The 18,920-nt window shown below is 60.4% G+C and carries 12 protein-coding genes; 4 read left to right on the top strand and 8 right to left on the bottom strand.

The window, feature by feature from the left end:
• Positions 1-331: 331 nt before the first annotated feature.
• Positions 332-1,351, top strand: coding sequence for a LacI family DNA-binding transcriptional regulator (locus O9H32_RS04060; protein ID WP_269864577.1), 1,020 nt, complete (start codon positions 332-334; stop codon positions 1,349-1,351).
• A gap of 640 nt (positions 1,352-1,991) precedes the next feature.
• Here the strand turns inward: O9H32_RS04060 and O9H32_RS04055 are convergent.
• From O9H32_RS04055 to O9H32_RS04030, 6 genes are all read right to left on the bottom strand, one after another.
• Positions 1,992-3,857 carry a fibronectin type III domain-containing protein gene (locus O9H32_RS04055; RefSeq protein ID WP_269864576.1) on the bottom strand — a complete coding sequence of 622 codons (1,866 nt, stop codon included), beginning with the start codon at positions 3,855-3,857 and terminating at the stop codon, positions 1,992-1,994.
• Positions 3,858-3,970: 113 nt separating this feature from the next.
• On the bottom strand, positions 3,971-6,829 hold the full coding sequence (locus O9H32_RS04050; protein ID WP_269864574.1) for a glycosyl hydrolase: 2,859 nt from the start codon (positions 6,827-6,829) through the stop codon (positions 3,971-3,973).
• A 427-nt stretch (positions 6,830-7,256) separates the two neighbouring features.
• Entirely contained in the window at positions 7,257-8,288 is a 1,032-nt protein-coding gene (locus O9H32_RS04045) for an NAD-dependent epimerase/dehydratase family protein (protein WP_269864573.1), read from the bottom strand.
• A gap of 195 nt (positions 8,289-8,483) precedes the next feature.
• Positions 8,484-8,681, bottom strand: a complete 198-nt coding sequence (locus O9H32_RS04040) for a hypothetical protein (RefSeq protein WP_269864571.1) — start codon at positions 8,679-8,681, stop codon at positions 8,484-8,486.
• Between the two features lie 103 nt (positions 8,682-8,784).
• The gene (locus O9H32_RS04035; RefSeq protein ID WP_269864570.1) at positions 8,785-8,937 is read right to left on the bottom strand and encodes a YvdQ family spore coat protein; all 153 of its coding nucleotides are present in this window, start codon (positions 8,935-8,937) and stop codon (positions 8,785-8,787) included.
• A 579-nt stretch (positions 8,938-9,516) separates the two neighbouring features.
• Complete coding sequence (locus tag O9H32_RS04030) at positions 9,517-10,476, bottom strand: acetylxylan esterase (RefSeq protein ID WP_269864568.1); 960 nt, start codon at positions 10,474-10,476, stop codon at positions 9,517-9,519.
• A gap of 228 nt (positions 10,477-10,704) precedes the next feature.
• Here O9H32_RS04030 and O9H32_RS04025 point away from each other — a divergent pair, with 228 nt between their 5' ends.
• From O9H32_RS04025 to O9H32_RS04015, 3 genes are all read left to right on the top strand, one after another.
• Entirely contained in the window at positions 10,705-12,693 is a 1,989-nt protein-coding gene (locus O9H32_RS04025; protein WP_269864566.1) for a methyl-accepting chemotaxis protein, read from the top strand.
• Positions 12,694-13,196: 503 nt separating this feature from the next.
• A complete protein-coding gene (locus tag O9H32_RS04020; protein WP_269864564.1) occupies positions 13,197-14,945 on the top strand; it encodes an ABC transporter ATP-binding protein in 1,749 nt (582 codons plus the stop codon).
• A 38-nt stretch (positions 14,946-14,983) separates the two neighbouring features.
• Complete coding sequence (locus O9H32_RS04015; RefSeq protein WP_269864563.1) at positions 14,984-17,092, top strand: ABC transporter ATP-binding protein; 2,109 nt, start codon at positions 14,984-14,986, stop codon at positions 17,090-17,092.
• Positions 17,093-17,450: 358 nt separating this feature from the next.
• Here O9H32_RS04015 and O9H32_RS04010 read toward each other — a convergent pair whose 3' ends face one another.
• Complete coding sequence (locus O9H32_RS04010) at positions 17,451-18,200, bottom strand: amino acid ABC transporter ATP-binding protein (RefSeq protein WP_269864892.1); 750 nt, start codon at positions 18,198-18,200, stop codon at positions 17,451-17,453.
• Positions 18,201-18,230: 30 nt separating this feature from the next.
• Positions 18,231-18,908 (bottom strand): amino acid ABC transporter permease, encoded by a 678-nt coding sequence (locus O9H32_RS04005; RefSeq protein ID WP_269864561.1) that lies wholly within the window; start codon positions 18,906-18,908, stop codon positions 18,231-18,233.
• Between the last annotated feature and the right edge of the window lie 12 nt (positions 18,909-18,920).

Raw genomic sequence — 18,920 nt, 5'->3', positions numbered from 1 at the left:
CTTTATTCTTGCCGCGGCGATATTTTCCCTTTTGCACAACCTATAGAGCTGCACTGTCTGGAATGTTAAAAAAATCACAATTGGCGCTTCAACCCCTTATCGTCAACCAATTAACGAAAGTTTTCGTTAACATTAAATTGTGACTTTTCTCTCTTTTTCTACGTTATATCAAGGATTAGTCAAATTTCCCCCTTTTCCGTTGACGGAAAATTCTGGTGTACGCTAAAATGGATGTACTTACATCACGAAAACTTTCGGAACCCTTACCGAACGAGAACGGCTCTGCTGAAACCTGCAGATGAGTGATGACAAAAAGGTGGAACCTATGAGCGTGAATATCAAAACAGTGGCCAAGCTGGCCGGCGTATCCATATCGACCGTCTCGAAAATCATCAATAATTATACCGACATCTCCGCCGAAACGCGGCAGAAGGTTCTCGCTATTATGAAAGAAACCGGCTATATCCCGACGAACTCGGCCAAGACGCTGGCAACCAAAAAATCCAGCCTGATCGGCGTCGTCTTCGCGGGCAAGCTCAATGTCGACTTCACGCATCCGTTCTTCGTGGAAGTGCTCAATGCGTTCAAGAAGCAAATGGGCGTCCTCGGCTATGACCTGCTTTTCTTCTCCAACGAAAAATTCCATCCCTCCGGCGAGGATTATTTGGCCCGCTGCCGTCACTTTCAGGTGGACGGATGCATCCTGATCTCGGGCCAGGAGCTCGAGCCCGCCATCCACGAGCTCGACCAAAGTCCGATTCCGTGCATCGGGGTGGACCTTGTATTATCGGGTCCGAACTCCGGCTACATCATGTCGGACAACCACCTGATGTCCGCCAAGGTTGTGGAGCATCTGTATCTGCTCGGATACCGGGAGATCGGCTATCTGGGCGCCTCGTCTCACTATGTCATCTCGTCCATGCGGGAGGCCGGCCTAATGAAGTCGCTTGGCAGCTGGGGTCTGCCGGTCAACCCGGCCTGGTTTATTCACGGCGACGACTTCCTTGAAGAGAGCGGTTACCAGGCGGTGAAGAAGCTGATCTCCGGAGGAAAGCTGCCGAGGGCGATGTTCGCGGGATCGGACCTGCTCGCTATCGGCGCCATCCGCGCGCTGAAGGAACACGGGCTGCGGGTACCTCAGGATATGGCGGTCATCGGCTGCGACGACGTCGACGCCTCCCAGTATATCAGCCCCTCCCTCACGACGATCCGCCAGAATAAAGTCAAGATCGGCAAACTCGCCGCCATGATGCTGTTTGATCTCATCAACAACCAGACGAGCTCCAGCAATGTCTTGGTGGAACCGGAGCTGGTGATCCGGGAGTCCTGCGGGAGCGGCAGGAACGAGTAGCGCGCCCGCCCCCGGTGCGCAGCCATGACGCCGGGGCGGATGCAGACGGGGCTGCCCGCTGACGGGGCGGCGGCTCACGGAAGCGCCCAGCAGCGGGCCGAGCGATAGGGGCGAGTGCCCGCCCGGGGCGGCTCACACGGAGCTTCGGAACGCCAGGCTGCGGGCCGCTGAGGGCGCCCAGCCAGCCGGCAGGAAGCCATGGCTGTACAAGGCCGGACAGCAGTTCGCCTGCCTATGGGTCCCCCTGGAGGTCCGCGATGCCCGAAGAACCTCCCTATTCAAAGTTTGGGCAGCCCCCCGCACAAGTTTCCTTTGCTCCCCGTCTCTTCTCACGGATCCGGCCATTCTCCCTGCTTTACTGCCATACGAGCGCAATTCCCTTGTCATCCCCCTCATGCCTCTTGCCACTGGCCTCGGCTTTGCCTGCCTTCTCTGCCGAATCTTCTCCTCCCTCGCTCTTGACATCTCTATTTGCTGGCCCGCTCCTGAAGGCTGCGTTGACGTCTCTACCTGCCTGCATACCAAACAAGCCGGACATCTGCGGATGCCGACTTGTTAAGCTAACGATTTTCTTTTATCTTGCGGGCTTCAACGGCCCCGCACCAGCCTCGATACCTGGTACGGGAGCGCCGAAGAGTCCCTAGTGGGTGTACGTGTACTGCGGCGAATCGTACTGCGGTCCGGACTTCTCGTACGTGAACCAGTACTTCAGCACGCTGCCGGCGCTGAGCCCGTTCACGAGCTGCTCCCACGCCGCGCCGCTCTTCGTCATACGGAAATTCTGCTGAGGCCCGCCGTTCACGGTGTAGTGAACGTCGACATACAGCGCATTGACGGCCGGCGTGAACGCAATCTTCGCCTGGGCCGCGGATGTCTTCGATACGCCCGCCGTATAATCCGGCGTGGTGATCACACCTCCTCCGCTGCCGGCATCTGTCGTGACCGTCACGGCACTGCTCGCCGGGGACACGTTGCCGGCGGCATCCCGTGCGGTAACGCGGAACGTGTAGGCTGTGTTCGCCGCCAGGCCGCTGACCGTAGCGGTCGTGCCGGACACATTCAGGCTGCCGCTGCCGTAGCCGACCGTGTAGCCCGTCACGCCGACGTTATCGGTCGAAGCGTTCCACTTCAGCGTGACGCTGGAGGCCGTTTTGCCCGTGGAGACAAGGCCGCCTGGTGCCGAAGGAGCCGCTGTATCACCGCCGCCGCCACCGGTTCCCGTCATATACTGGCCCTGGAACGGGTTGAACCGCTGGGCCGCCAGAATGAACCAGCCGGTGCTTGAGACGCAGTTCTGCTGCGCCATCGTCCAATAGCCGTTGTGGGTTCCCTTCAGCGAGTACGGCAGACCGCCGGTGGAAGGGCCGCTCGTGCCCTGCTTTTTGGCCAGCTCGTTCAGGATGCTGTCCGCTTTGGCGGTATTGCCCTGCAAGTAGTAGGCCGCCGACATGAAGGCCGAGCCCTCCAGCCAGATATCCGGGCCACTGCTCCCGATCGGGTTGCCGTTGTCGTCGTAGGCCGGTTTCACCTCGTCGCTCCAGTCGAAGTCATAGGCGGTCATGACCCCGCCCTGGTCGTTGTACGTCAGCGTCTGCTTGTACTTCGGATTCGCGAGAGTGCCCGGCGAACCGTTCGCATTCTCGACATAGGCAAGGCTCGACTGGTAGCTGCGGGTGCCTGTGAGCCCCAAGGCCAGCACGCCCCATGGATTGACGTCCAGCGGCACGTTCGGGTCGATCAGGCCCGTATTGTCCTTCCAGCCTCCGTTCCACCGCTTCAGACTGTCGTTCCACACGGTATTGTCGAGGAAGCGCTTCACGCCGTCCGCCGCGCTGCTGTAGGCGGAAGCCTTGGCCGGTTCCACCGAAGCAAAATACCGCAGCGTCGGATACAGGTCGATATTATGCTCGGTCGATGTCCACGGCTCGTCGGCGTTCGTCCAGCCGCTCCAGCCGCCGGAGATGCCGCCGTGCGGCTTCTTGTATTGAAGCGACCAATCCAGCGCCTTCACGGCCATGCTGCGGTAACGCGTGTCGTTGTACTGCTTCTCGTAGGCCATTACGGCCATCGCCATCCAGACGACCGGTCCCACGTGCTTGCGGATCTCCTCGCCTGCCCCGTTATTGTACCAGTAGGAGTTCAGCCAGAAGCCCGACGGATCCTGGATATCGCGCATTTTGTTCAGCACCTTCTCGGCCCTGGCGCGTTCCCCCTTCGTAATAAAAGCAATCGCCGCCACCGCCTGGTCGTACGTGTACACGATCTGCTTCGGATTGTTCGGACCCCAATAGTCCTCGAAGGAATCCACCAGGCCGTCGAACGCAAGGCCGGCCGTCACATCCTGCTGGGTCTTCAGCCAGATCAGCGCCTGATTGGAAGCGGAGGCCGGGTCGGCATAAGCGCGCGGAGCCGGCAGCGGGCCGAGGACAGCGGTCAGGGCTACAACGCCGCCGAGCAGTGCGGCTGCAGTACGGGACAAGAGCGTGCGGGAGCGTAAAGGTTTCATAGGATACACCTCATCGGAATAGTTTGGGCGGGGCACCGGCAAATGACCGGCTGCAGCTATTGGAAAACCGAGCGGCGGGACTCCGGACAAGCCCCGCACCCGGATCTGTCATGTTATTGCTGCGTGTAAGTGTACTGCGGCGAATCGTACTGCGGGCCGGATTTCTCGTACGTGAACCAGTACTTCAGCACGCTGCCGGCGCTGAGCCCGTCCACCAGCTGCTCCCACGCAGAGCCGTTCTTCGTCATGCGGAAGTTCTGCTGTCCGCCGCCGTTCACCGTGTAATGCACATCGACATACTGCGCATTCACAGCCGGCGTGAACGCGATCTTCGCCTGCGTCGCGGACGTCTTCGTCACGCTTGCCGTATAATCCGGCGTCGTGATTACGCCTCCGCCGCCGCTGCCGGCATCCGTCGTCACCGTCACCGCATTGCTGGCCGCGGACACATTGCCGGCCGCATCCTTCGCGGTTACGGTGAACGTGTAGGCCGTGTTCGCCGCCAGGCCGCTGACCGTCGCGGTCGTGCCGGTGACGTTCAGGCTGCTCCCGCCATAGCTGACCGTATAGCCTGTCACGCCCACGTTATCCGTCGAGGCGTTCCACTTCAGCGTGACGCTGGAGGACGATTTGCCCGTAGATACAAGGCTGCCTGGTGCTGAAGGCGCCGCGGTATCTCCGCCGCCTCCGCCACTGCCTCCCCCGTTACCGGTGTTGAAGCTGTTCGCCGGCACGCTGACGACGGTACCGTCCGAGAAGGTGACGTTCTTGGCAGAGCTGCCGAAGTTGTACGCCACATACGTCTTGACGCCGCCCTTGTTGAATACGGCTGCCGTCGGCGAGCTCGCCGTAATCGACGGATCCGCATTGCCCATCGCGTCGAGATTATAGATCCAGTGGTACGCGTTCGCCTTGGAGTTGCCGGTCTCCGGTCCGCCGGAGCCTTCGGCCCCGCCGGTCGCCATGGAGCCGATGCCTGCTGCGAACTGGGTCTTCGCATCCGACGGCGAAGAGACCGCACGGTACATCCAGATCAGGTCGCGCCAAATATCCCAGTTCGTGCCCCCGTTCTCGCTGGCGAGGGCGTTATAATTCTTCGCCGCGTAGCTTGGGTAGTGGGTCAAATAAAGATGGCCGGCCGTGATCGGGAGCCAGTTGATGCCGTGCACCTGCTCCGGATTGGCGGTGAACCAGGTCGCGTTGGCGCCCTTGCCGCCCCAGATCATCGTCACCACCGACGGCGTGTACGCGGCCGGATGCGTGTTGTCCTGTACGTCGAACCAGTAGTCGTTGATCGCATTCATCTCCGTCGTGTACAGATAGACGCCGAGATCGCGGATCGCCGTGTTGCCTGTCGCTTCGCCCCACAGGATGAGGCCGGACCAGGCATTCATCGCTTCAGAGGACGATTCGTTGTTGTTGCCGTCGCCGAATCTCGCATGGCCGGAAGCCCAGGAGTGGCCGGCATACGGGTCGAAGTTGCGCAGGAACGGGAACATCGTGTCATTGCGGTTCCAGTTCGCGATGTCGCGGATGAGCAGTTCGACCATCGGTCCCCAGCTCGAAGCCCATGCTTTGTCCGTCCGGGCAATCTCCGCCGCCGCCTTGATGTAATAGCCATAGTGAAAATGGTGGTCGTTCAGCTCGCCGTCGCTGCCGAAGCTCGCCGGATAGCCGATGACCGTACCCCAGTTGTTGTTATAGTAGAACACATTGTCGGCCTTGAGATTGCCGCCCGCATCGCTCGCTTTGAACCAGTCCTGCAGACGGTTCTTGATCTCGGTGCGGAACTTGCCGGAAGCGGCCGTGTCGCCCACCTGGTCGGCGATCGGCGCCAGCGTGGCCAGCTTGCCGAGGCGCTTGCCTAGCCAGTATGTATCCGTCCCGCCCGTATAGGCCAGCGCTTCTTCCTCATTGACGTAGCCGCCGAGCGTCGCTTTGTTGTATGTGCCCTTATCCGGCAGCGCCGGCAAGACGCCCGTGAATTTCATGCGGGTCGTGAAGGAAGAGCCTTCCGCCGTCTTCATCGTGCCGCGAACGGAGTTGTACGTGTAAGGCAGCAGCGCCTGGGAAGCGTTCTTCCACTGGTGCGGATACAGGGCGAAGATCGTCCCCGCCTGCGTGCCTTCCTTGGCCGTCGTCGTATAGTTGAACGTCGTGGTGACTTCGCCGGCAGCCGCGTTGTAGCCGTAGCTGATCTTCGTGTCCGTCACATGGGCATACGCGTACTGCTTGAACTTGTCAAGCGTCGCCGCGGTATTGTTCGGCAGCGCCGCGATGGAGAAGTAGTTCTTGCCGTTCAGCGCGTTGGTCAGCGTATTCGTCCCGATGCCGGACCACGTGCTGCCCGTCGGGCCGAAGAGGCCATAGTGCGCGCCTTCGATCGTAATGCCGAGCACGCTGCTGCCGGCGCTGCCGGACCAGACGGCCGGCGGCGTGTAGAACTTCAGCTGCGGATTGCCGCCGCCGAACGTGAAGTAGACGTACGGGGAGCCGTGCCCGTAGGACACGTTCATCGAGCTTGCCCCATTCTGGTACTGCGCCTTCACGAACCAGTCGCTGAACCCGTCGACCTTCGCATCCGGGAAGCTGCCGCTGCCCGTATGGCCTACGGTGAAATCGTGAATGTCATTGATCCAGCCGCAGACGCAGGAAGAGTTGGCGGTAATGCGGCTGGAAGGGTTATAGATCCGGAAGCCGTCGCTCTGGTTCTTGACCGCGAGCGGGTGAGGATACTGCGCTTCGGAGTACTGCGTCCAGGCCAGCGAGCTCCACCAGTCGTTGGTCGGCATTTTGCCCGTGACGTTCCCGCTCTTGTAGATCTGCGACTGCACATCCGCCGCGCCTGCGGGCAGGACGGTGGAATAGCTGCCCGAGCCGAGCGGCACTTCCCCGGAGAACGCTTGGCCCGCGCCCGGCAGCAGCCCTACGGCGAGTACGGCCGAGAGGGCCAGCGATACAATCTTCTTCATGGTTAACCTCCTAATGGTCTCCGTTTGTGTGTGGTGCTGCTTCTCGCATCCGTTCGGTTTCTTCCCTCCTTCCCTTCGTAAGACAGGCATCTCCGAAATGACAGCGCTATCACAAGCGGTTGAAATACAGGGAATCCATAAGAACACGAGGAGCACCTGCGGCGAAAGCATCATCTACGAAACCTGTTTCGTAACATACTCGAAGCCTCCTGCAGAGCTGCGAAGTCTTTTGAATATAATCCCTGTTAAAAATGACTCTATCATCCGAAACCGTTTTCGTAAATATGGACCCTAAAAACCGTGCCCCAACCTAAAAAACGGGCACTCTCCTTCCGGAGATGCCCGCCTTCTGTCCTTCTGCCTGCTATCCTGCCGCTGTTCGTCTTTATCCCGGCCGCTTCCCTAACCAACGGCTGCGGCTCCCTGTCTATCCGTTCGCCTCCCCGGTCTGCCCTCCGGCCGGCCTCGTGTGCCATAAGGCCAGCAGCTCCCGCTCGCGCGCAGCCGGCAGGCCGGCCTTCAGCTCCGCTGCGCCCCGGTGCTCTTCATGCCAGCTCACGGTATCCCTGACCGTCTCCTCTAGCGGGCGGAAGGTCAGTCCCTCCTCCAGCGCCTTCCGGCAATCCACCTGCAGAATGCCCTTGAATTCGGAGTTCTTCCCTTGGGCAGGCAGCCATACCGGCATATCGCTCCACCCCGCGACTCCCTGCTCCGCCAGGAACGCTTCATCTACCCAAGTCACAGCGGCATGGCTCCCGAGCGCTTCCCGTCCCCGTCCCAGCAGCTCCCGTATCGTCAGCCGGCTGCCGGGCCCCGCTGCATTGAATACGCCGGTCCGCCCGGCTTCGGTCATGGCCACTGTCCACTGCGCCAAGTCGCGGACGTCGATGAACTGCACCTCGCTGTCCCCGGTGCCGGGGGCGAGCATCTCCCCGCCGCGGGCCATGCGCACCGCCCAGTAGGTGAAGCGGTCCGAGGGATCCTTCGGACCTGCGATCAATCCGGGCCGGATCGTCAGGACTCGTCCTGGCATGAGGCTCTCCAGTATTTGCTCGCAGCGGGCTTTCAGGGCGCCGTAATGGTTCGGGATGTCCTCCGTGGATTCATCCTCCAGAAGCTGCACCGCGCTGCGTTCATGAACGAGCGGCACGCTCAGGTCCCGGTAAGCCGAGACGCTGGAGATGAACGTATACGTACCTACCCGCTCCGCGAGCTCCTCCGCTGAAGCCCGGACGAGGCGCGGCAGGTAGCCGCAGGTATCGATAACCGCATCCCATCGGCCGCTTCGCAGCACGTCGAGCCCCCCGTCCCGATCCCCGTAAAGCTGCACGACACCGGTATGCGCTTCCTTATCGGTAAGTCCCCGGTTGAACGTCGTTACCTCATGTCCCATCTCCAGCGCTGCCTTTACGACATGATAGCCAAGAAACTTGGTGCCCCCGAGAATCAGCAGGTTCATTGGATAAACACTCCTTTTACACAAAAATATATTTGTACATAATAATATATTATTGCGTAGGAAACCGCAATCCTTTTGCGCAGAAGACCCCAGCTCTTGGTCCCGGAACAAGCCAAATAAACCCGAAAGCGCGGCCGCTGCTTCCTCTCGGCCGTCTTCCGGGTTTTTCGTTCCGTAATTCCTGTTGCTGCTCCCCTACATCAGATCCCGGTTTCTCGTCTCCAGAACACGGGCTTTGAGATGCTGCATCAATTCACGGTTGTGCCTCAGCAGCGTTCTGTTCAGAATCAGCTCCGTATGACTGCTCGCAACCATATGCTGAAGCTTGCTCTGATGCTCCCTTAACTCTTGGGCTCGAAGGAGCAGGCGGTTCAAATGCTCTGCGTTCCTCATGGAATCGCCGGACCTCCCCTCCAGATCAGAAAGGATGACCTGCTCCCAGTGTATCACGCTTCCAGTCCCCTGACACCTTACACCCGCGCAAAATTTTCCGGCATCAAAGTGAAGAGGCGGCGGAATCAGCCAGACTTTTTTCTTTGCTGAGTCTCAGCATCTTGACGCCGAGCGCCGCTTTGGAGGCATGATTCTTGGCGAACAGCGCCCCGATATCCTCGCGCACCGACATCCCCAAGATTCTTCGCTGAGACAACCAGCCCCATGGATACGTCGGCGGCCGTGATCGCCGCCATCTCCGCATCGCCGAGCCGGGTGCCCGCCGGGAGTTGGTCCCAGGGGCCTCTGGTCTTGGCGGCAGGTTCCGTATCGATTCTTCTTCGGGCTTATTCTAGCCTGAAGCCTGCCTGTTGTATGCGCCGCCGGAGCGGAGTAACCGGAGAATAGAGCAGACAAGACGGGCGTAGACTAAGGGCGGACTCCTTTATTCCATCCTCGTCACGTTTAACCATCCAGCATGCCTTAGGCCAGGCGCCTTCCACAGTACCGCATGAAGAACCTCATCCGCTGCTTGCGCCGCAACGGTTACGGCCACTTTCGATTCCTCGGGGCCCGTCCTTCCATAACCATCCCTGACATAAGATCAACGGCTTCGCCGTCCTTTAAGGATGATGCGCGTTGATAAGATATATAAGAAGACAGGATCGAGCCATGGCGAGATAGAAGTTCTTATCTATGGACCCCAAAGACCTGCCCCAACAAGGCACAGGTCTCTTCGCCGAGCATGCAAGCCAGCGATTCCTCAGGGCACGACGCACTCCCCTTCCTTTCCGGCTTACAACTCCTTCATGAATTGAAAAATTTTATCGTGCAGTCCCGGCAGGCCCTCGTGCCCGAAATCGGGGAAGATCTCCAGCCGTAGCGGTGCCGTGATTTTGTTGAACGCGGCGAACTGGCTCGAAGGCGGGCAGATCGGATCCATCAGACCCACCCCGGCCAATGTCTCCGCTTGGATGCGCGGGGCCAGATGCTGGATGTCGATATACCCGAGCTTCGTAAAAATCTCCTCTTCCCGCTCGTGCTGGGGATCGAAATGGCGGAAATACGTCCGCAGCTCCGCGTAGGCATCCTTGGCGAGGTCCATCTCCCACACACGGCGGTAGTCGCTGAGGAACGGGTACACCGGCGCCGCCTTCTTGATGCGCGGCTCCAGGGCTGCGCAAGCCAGGGTAAGCGCTCCCCCCTGCGACCAGCCCGTCGCCCCTACTCGCCCTTCGTCCACTTCAGGGAAGCCCATCACAATTGCAGCGAGCTGGGCGGTATCGAGGAAGATGTGACGGAACAGCAGATTCTCCGGCTCGTCGTCCAGCCCCCGGATGAAGTGCCCGTTGTGGGTTGTCCCTTTGACCCCGCCGGTATCTTCGGAGCGCCCTCCCTGGCCGCGGACATCCAGCGAAGCATAGGCGAACCCCAGAGCCGCATAAGGCAGTTTATCCTGCCAATCTCCGCTGCTGCCCGTGTATCCGTGAAAGTGCAGGATGGCCGGATGGGGAGCTTCTCCCGCTTTGGGCCTTATGTATTTGGCATGGATGCGGGCACCCCTCACCCCGGTGAAGTACAAGTCGAAGCAGTCGGCGAACGGTACCGTGAAGTCCGAGGGCACCAGCTCGACCTCGGGGTCGATGCTTCTCATCTCTTCCAGGGCGGCTTCCCAATAAGCGTCAAAATCGTCCGGGCGGGGGTTGCGGCCTTGATAGGTCTTCAGGCGGTCCAGCGGCATATCGAGCATCGGCATAAAATCATCTTCCTTTCTTGCTGCTTAGGTGTAGGATGGAGCCCATCCACTTCACTCTACCTTCTGGCGCCGCAGCCCGCAATAGGTCCATGGGCCGCACGATCTTCCGCCTCTTCGTGCACTTATCCAAGGATTCACTCTTCACCCGGCCCCCTCCCCCTGCCGACATAGAGGATATCACTTATACACTTATCCCATTCAGTTGGGCTTACAGGAGGACTCCATATCATGAAGAACGTGTTCGGCAAATCAGTCCGGGCGAAGATCATCGCGCTTCTGCTGTCGGTCTCCATGCTGCCGCTGCTCGTCTCCAGCGGACTGCTCATGACGACATCCACCGACGCGATGGAAACATCGACCAAGGGCAATCAATCGGCACTGGCCCAGCTCAGCGCAGCCAATATCGACAGCTGGCTGAAGGGGAAGATCACCCGTGCCCAGCGCGTGATTGACGCCCATCCGGAATTCAAACAGAGCGATGCCGCCCTCATCGTGCCGGTGCTGAAGATCATGCAAGAGGCTGACCCGGACGTCCAGGCGTTCAATTACGTAAGCCCGGCAGGACAATCCCACCGCATTGACGGCAGTGTGGTGGATGTCTCCAAGTTCGATAATTTCAAAGCCGCCCAAAGCACCATGAAGACCGCCGTATCCGACATCCGCAAATCAGCGGCAACCGGCGAGAACGTCATTATCATCGACATGCCGTTCAAGAAAGACAACGGCGAGTTCGCCGGCATGCTGCAGATGCTGCTCTCCCCGGCCGACCTCGTCGGCATGGTCAGCAGCATCAAGCAGGGCAGCGGCTACGGCTATCTCCTGTCCTCGACCGGCACCTATCTGATCCACCGGGAAGCGGAGCGGGTAGGCAAGCCCGTCAAGGAACTGCTCGGCGACGCCGACACCGGCTTCGAGGGCGCAGTGCTGGGACATACGAACGGCATCATGACCTATACGGAAGCCGACAAGGCCTCCTATGCGGCAGCCTATGATACGGTTGCCACCACCGGTTGGAAAATGGTCATTATCGCTCCTGAGAAAGAAGTCTACGCCCCCGTCAACAAAACCCGCGTAACCGCGCTTGTCATTATGGCGGTCGCCCTGATTCTGGTTACCTGCATTGCGCTGATCGTGGCCCGGTTCATAGCCGCCCCGCTGCTGCGCATCAGTTCCTTGATGAAGGAAGTAGCCGGAGGCCGCCTCGCGGGCCGCCTGGAGATTCGCGGAGAAGACGAGATCGAGACCTTGAAGGTCAATATCAACAGCATGCTTGATTCGTTCTGCGTCCTGATCGGCAAAATATCGGAATCCTCCGAGATTGTCGCCGCTTCGTCGGAAGAGCTCACAGCCACATCCCTGCAGACGGCAGCCGCATCCGAACAGGTGAACCGTTCCGTCACTGTGATGGCCAAGGGCTCCGAATCGCAGTATGACAGTGCAAGCCAGACGCATATTACGATGAACGAAATGGCAGCAGGCATCGAGAAAATCGCCGAATCGGCTTCCAGCGTCTCGGAGGCGACCAGCGAAGTCGTGCATGAGGTGAGCAGCGGACATTCGGAAGTACAGGCGGCGATCCGCCAAATGACGGCTGTCGGCACTACGGTTCGCCAAACGGCGACAGCCGTCCAGTCGCTCGAGCAGCAGTCCAATACGATCGGCGAGATCATCGATGTCATCCGCGGCATCGCCCAGCAGACGAACCTGCTCGCCTTGAACGCTTCGATCGAAGCGGCACGGGCCGGCGAACACGGCCAAGGCTTCGCCGTCGTGGCGACGGAAGTTAAGAAACTCGCGGAGCAGACCCGTACGGAAGCCGAGCGCATCACGGCGATTGTCTCCTCCATTCTTGACAACACCCGCACGGTATCCAGTACCGTAAGCGTGGGCGTGGACATGATGAACGAAGGCGTCGGCCAAGTCTCCAAAGTCGGCGAGATCTTCGAGCACGTGCTCCGTTCGGTACGGTCCGTCAGCGACCAGATCCAGGAAGTATCGGCCGCCTCGCAGGAGCTCTCCGCGGGCACGGAGGAAGTCGCCGCGTCGATGTCCGAGATGCTTCATGTGACCAAGGAAGCTGCAGACCAGCTCGCTCAAGTATCGCGCGCGACTTCCGAGCAGAAGCAGTCCATGGACGAAGTCTCGAACTCTTCCCAGTCGCTCAGCGAGATGGCCATGGAGCTGCGAGATATGGTCAGCAAGTTCTCTACTAAATAAGCTCCGACACCCCTAGAGGACGCCTCCGACGATTCGGCAGGCGTCCTTTTTGGGTCTCTTGGGCAAAGCGCAGGACAGGACTACGTCCCGGCGGCACCATCTCCGGAAGCTTTGAGTATAACGATTCTTTCCCGTTGACACGTCCGAAAGCGGGATGGTAAAGTGACTCCAGTAGATATCTTCCAGTTTACGGGAAAGGACGGCTGTACTATGCACACTCCAGGGAATGATCGGCCCCACCGCTTTGTCATCTTCCATCGCTTCGTCTGCGGCGTAACCGTCCCGCTTCCTTCGCGTGCCCTCCTGCCTTAAGGGGACAGCACCTTAGAAGAGAAATGCGGCGCACCGGTTACGATACCCTCGTAGCCTGTGCGCCTTTTTGCGCGTCCTGCCGGATACTCCCGCTGCCTGGGATTCCGGGAGGAACCGCTCCGAAGGCGTACCGCGATAGAAGTGGCGGTATGCCTTTTTGATTTTTTGGCACCCCGAAAGGAGCTTCCCCTATGCTGAATGTGCTCTTCAAACTGCGCTGGTTCTTCAAGCTTCACTGGCGCCGTTACTCTATCGCCATCGGCCTCTTAGCCATCGCCGGCATCATCGACGTGATTCCTCCCAAGCTTATCGGCTATTCCATCGACGGAATCCACCAAGGGACGCTCGGCGGCTCCGCCTTCTACGGCGTGCTAGCCCTGTGGGGAGCCCTCACGGTCATCGGCTATCTCATCAACTACGTGTGGATGTGCCAGTTGTTCGGCGGCGCGTTCGTACTGGAACGCACGCTGCGCACGTCCTTGATGAAGCAGCTGCTGCGGATGACACCGACGTTCTACGAGCGCAACCGGACCGGCGACCTGATGGCCCGCGCGACGAATGACCTGCGCGCCGTCTCGACCACCGCCGGCTTCGGCATTCTCACCCTGATCGACTCCAGCATCTTCATGCTGACGATCCTGACTGTCATGGCCGTCTTCATCTCCTGGAAGCTTACACTGGCTTCCCTGCTGCCGCTCCCCCTGATGGCGCTGCTCATCCAGCAGTTCGGGGGACGCATCCACCAGCGGTTCACGGATGCCCAGCAGGCGTTCGGCGAGATGAATGACAGCGTGCTCGAGACGATCGGGGGCGTGCGCGTCATCCGTGCGTTCGTCCAGGAGAAGGCGAGCCGGGAGCAATTCGGCGAGATGACGCGGCATGTATTCGATAAGAATACCGATGTCGCCCGCATTGACGCCCTCTTCGAGCCTACGATCAAAATCCTGGTCGGCCTCTCCTACCTGATCGGACTCTGTTACGGTGCCTATCTCGTGTTCCATGGGGAGCTGACGCTCGGTGAGCTCGTCTCGTTCAACGTCTTCCTCGGGATGCTGATCTGGCCGATGTTCGCCATCGGCGAGCTGATCAACATCATGCAGCGCGGCAGCGCCTCGCTCGACAGGGTGAACGAAACGCTGGCCTACGAGCCCGACGTACCGGGGCCTGCCGCCCCGGTAGAGGTAGCTCGGCCCGATACCATCGCGATGCAGGGACTCTCGTTCCGCTATCCTTCTTCGCCGATCGACAATCTCGTCGATATCTCCTTCGAGCTGCACCGGGGCGAGACCCTCGGGATCGTCGGACGGACCGGCAGCGGCAAGACGACGCTGCTGAAGCAGCTGCTCCGCGAATACCCGTCCGGCAGCGGATCTTTCACAATCTCCGGCACGGCGGTGGAAGAGATCGATCCGGACGTGCTCCACGGCTGGATCGGCTATGTGCCCCAGCAGCCGATACTGTTCTCACGGACCATCCGCGAGAACATCCTGTTCGGGCGGCCCGGCGCAGGGGACGACGAACTCCGCAAGGCTCTCGAGCTCGCCTCCTTCGCCAAGGATATCGCTTTCCTGCCCCAAGGCCTGCAGACGCTCGTCGGCGAGAAGGGCGTCGCCCTCTCCGGCGGGCAGAAGCAGCGCGTCTCGATTGCCCGGGCGCTGATCGCGGATCCCGAGATTCTCATGCTCGACGATGCCCTATCGGCCGTCGATGCGAAGACCGAAGCCGAGATCATCGCCGGCATCCGCCGGGAGCGGGCCGGCCGGACGACGCTGATCACGACCCACCGCCTCTCCGCCGTGCAGCATGCGGACCTGATCCTCGTCCTCGACGAAGGACGGATCGCTGAGGCCGGTACGCACCAAGAGCTGCTGGCACTCGGAGGCTGGTACAAAGAACAGTACGACCGGCAGCAGCTCGAATCCGCCGTATCCCCAGCCTAATAAGATATATTTCAAGAAGATAAGAGGGTGAACCCCAGATGAATACCGCATCACGCCGCACCGGCGCCAGACTGTTCCGCTATGCCCTGCTGTTCCGCCGGCCTATCCTGATCGCCCTGGCGCTGCTCACGCTGGCCGCCTGTGCCGAGCTTGCCGGTCCCTTGATCGCCAAACGCATGATCGACCGGCATATCCTCGGCATCGAGCTGGCCTGGCACCAGGCCGCGGAGCCCGGCGAATATACCGCCGCCTACGGCGGCAAGCATTACAAACGGATCGACCACTGGCTGCCCGGCGAGACGCCCGGCACCGAGGTCCGCATCATCCAGAGCGGCCTCACCTATTACTTCGCGGAAGGGCCGTTCGCGGGCGACGGAACCCGGTCCGTCCATATCCCGGACAGCGGGCAGCCGGAGATGACTGTCACGTCCGCGGACGGACAGCAGCATGCTTATCCCGCCCGCGCCTTGTCCGCCGGGGAGCTCTACGCCTTCTATGCGCCGGAGTTCAACCCGCTGCTGCTCTTGGCCGCCGGCTACTTCGGCCTGCTCGTGCTCAGCGCCTTGTTCACCTACGGCCAGCGCTACCTGCTGCAGATCTCGGCCAACCGGATCATCAGCCGGATGCGCGAGGATGTGTTCGCGCAGGTGCAGCGGCTGCCAATCCCCTACTTCGACAACCTCCCTGCGGGCAAGGTCGTCTCCCGGGTCACCAACGATACGGAATCGATCCGGGAGCTGTATGTCGCGGTGCTCGCCAACTTTTTCTCCGGCATCATCTATATGACTGCGATCATCGGCGCCCTGTTCCTGCTCGATACCCGGCTGGCGCTGATCGCCCTGCCCCTCTTCCCGCTGCTGTACGTGTGGATCAAGATCTACCGCCGCTTCGCGGAGCGGTACAACGAGGAGATCCGCTCGCGGCTCAGCGACATCAACGGGATGATCAACGAAGCAATCGGCGGGATGCCGATCATCCGCGCCTTCCGCCAGGGCCGGCAGACGATGCGGGAATTCGAAGAGCTGAACGGCGAGTATTATACGTACCAGAACAAGCTGCTCAGCCTCAACTCCATCACATCGCATAATCTTGTCAATGTCATCCGCAACATCATCTTCCTCGGAGTGATCTGGATGTTCGGCGGGGGCCTGCTCGGCACAGCCGTCACGATCGGCGTTCTCTACGCCTTCGTCGATTACATGAACCGCATGTTCCAACCCATCGTCGGCATCGTGAACCAGCTGAGCAACCTCGAGACCGCCCTGGTCTCTGCGAACCGGGTATTCGAACTTCTCGACGAAGAGGGTACGGATGTCGCGGACGGCAGGCTCGACCGCTACCGGGGAGACGTCAGCTTCCAGGACGTGTCGTTCGCTTATAAGGAGAACGAGACCGTACTGAATAACATCTCCTTCGAAGCCCGTCAGGGCGAGACCGTCGCACTGGTCGGCCACACCGGCTCGGGTAAGAGCTCGATCCTCAACCTGCTCTTCCGCTTCTACGATCCCCAGCAGGGCCGCATTACGGTCGACGGGAACGATATCCGCGGCATCCCGCATCAGCTGCTCCGGCAGCACATGGGTATCGTTCTGCAGGATCCCTACCTGTTCACCGGCACGATTGCGTCCAACGTGTCCCTCGGGGACCCGAATATTTCCCGGGAAAAGGTCGAAAGAGCGCTGCGCGATGTCGGAGCCTACGAGATGTTCTCGGCTCTCCCCGGCGGGATCGACGAGCCGGTCATCGAGAAGGGCGGCACCTTGTCCGCCGGCCAGCGCCAGCTGATCTCGTTCGCCCGCGCGCTCGCCTTCGATCCGGCGATCCTGATTCTCGACGAAGCCACCGCCAGCATCGATTCCGAGACGGAAGCCGTCATCCAATCGGCCCTTGAGGTGCTGAAGCGCGGGCGTACGACCTTCATCATCGCCCACCGCTTGTCGACGATCAAGAATGCCGATACGATCCTCGTCCTGGACCGCGGCCACATCATGGAGCGCGGCAATCATGCCGAGCTCATGGCAGGGCAAGGACGCTACTATCAGATGTACCTGCTTCAATCTGGGGAACAGCCGGCCGATGCTCCCGAAGCGGGCCTGCCTCAGCAGCCGGCCGATGCCGGCAGACCGGAAGCGGGCGCGGCGAGGTAGCTCCCACACCGTATCGCAGGGCCGCGGCTGCATTCTATGTGCCGTCCTTTAAAGGACGATGCGCGAAATTATGCTTCTGATAGTTCAAAAAGCCTCATCTGCAGAAGGGCAACCCTGCTGCGGATGAGGCTTTTTGGCGGTGATGCCGCACCCCCTGTTACGCCGCATGCGTTCAAGGACGCGGCGTCCGGTAATGCGTGCGATGGTGGTGTTTTGCCGATGAGGCTTTTGTTGAGGCTAGTATAGTGATACTGCGCCTGATGTGCTGCTTGTCATGATACTGCATAGGCGATGAACTGCCTACGATGCTGCCGTTGTATGATGCTGACGCGCGAGTCCAGGTGACCTAGCCGACGCCCTATACCTGCGTCTGCAGCCGCGAGAGGAACAGCTTCGTCCGGTCGCTGCTCGGCCGGTTGAATACCTGATCCGGACTGCCCTCTTCGACGATCCGGCCGTCATCCATAAGTATCACCCGGTCGGCGACTTCGCTTGCGAACTTCATCTCGTGCGTCACGATCACCATCGTTCTGCCCTCGGACGCCAGCTCCTTGATGACCTTGAGCACTTCTCCCACGAGTTCGGGGTCGAGTGCGGAGGTCGGCTCGTCGAACAAGAGCAGCTCGGGCTCGACGGCCATCGCCCTGGCGATGCCGACCCGCTGCTGCTGCCCGCCGGAGAGCTCGTGCGGATAGGCATCCGCCTTCTCCCCGAGCCCCACTTTGCCGAGCAGCGCAAGCGCCCGGGTCCGCGCTTCCTCCTTCGGCCTCTTCTGGACGGTAACCTGTCCCTCCATCACATTCTGAACCACTGTCATGTGCGGGAACAGGTTATACGACTGGAAGACCATCCCGGTCTTCTTGCGGAGCCGGAGCACATCGGCCTGCTTCGGCAGCGGTCTGACGCTGTAATCCAGATGCAGATCTCCGATGCGGAGCGTGCCGCCGGACGGCGTCTCGAGCAGATTCATGCAGCGCAGCAGCGTCGTCTTCCCCGAACCCGACGGGCCGATGATCGCGAGCACCTTGCCCGCCGCAAGCGATAAGTCGATCCCTTTGAGGACCTGGGTCGGTCCGAACGATTTGGTCAATTCCTTCATTTCGAGCATGGCATGGCCGCTGCTTGTCATGGTTCACCTCTATCTGGCCGAAGTGCGGTCATACCGCTTCTCGAGCCGGTTCTGCAGGCTGGATAGCACCGTGCTGAAGATCAAATAAATCAGCGCCGCTTCGCAGTAGAGCAGAAGCGGCTCGTACACCGTAGCCGTGATCTGCTGCGCCTTCTGGAACAGCTCCGTCACCGTGACCGTCGCCGCCAGCGACGTATCCTTCACCAGCGAGATGAAGGAGTTGAACAGCGGCGGCACGGACACCCGGACCGACTGCGGCAGAATGATGCGGCGCAGGGCTTGTCCCCGCGTCATGCCGAGCGAGTAGCCCGCTTCCCACTGCCCCTTCGGAATCGATTGGATCGCGGCACGGATAATCTCCGAGGAGTAGGCGCCGACGCTGAGCGTGAATCCGATCACGGCGGCCGTGAAAGCCTCCAGCGTCACCCCTATGGCCGGAAGGCCGTAGAAAATGATAAAGAGCTGCACGAGCAGCGGCGTTCCGCGGATAATCCACACATAGAAGCTGGCCAGCAGCGCCAGCGGCCGGAAGGAGGACATTCGCGCAAGGGCGGTCAGGAAGGCAAGAATCAGTCCCAGCGAAAAAGAGATCAGCGTCAGCGGAATCGTAAAAGCTACCCCTGCCTTCAGCAGGGGTAGAAAGGAGTCGGTGAATATGTCGATCAGTCTCTGGGTTTTGTCATCCATAGGTAACAACCT

The sequence above is a fragment of the Paenibacillus caseinilyticus genome (genome assembly GCF_027533645.1).
Taxonomy (GTDB): domain Bacteria; phylum Bacillota; class Bacilli; order Paenibacillales; family NBRC-103111; genus Paenibacillus_G; species Paenibacillus_G caseinilyticus.
Note: the sequence above shows the minus strand (reverse complement) of the source record. Positions and strands in the feature narration are given on the sequence as shown.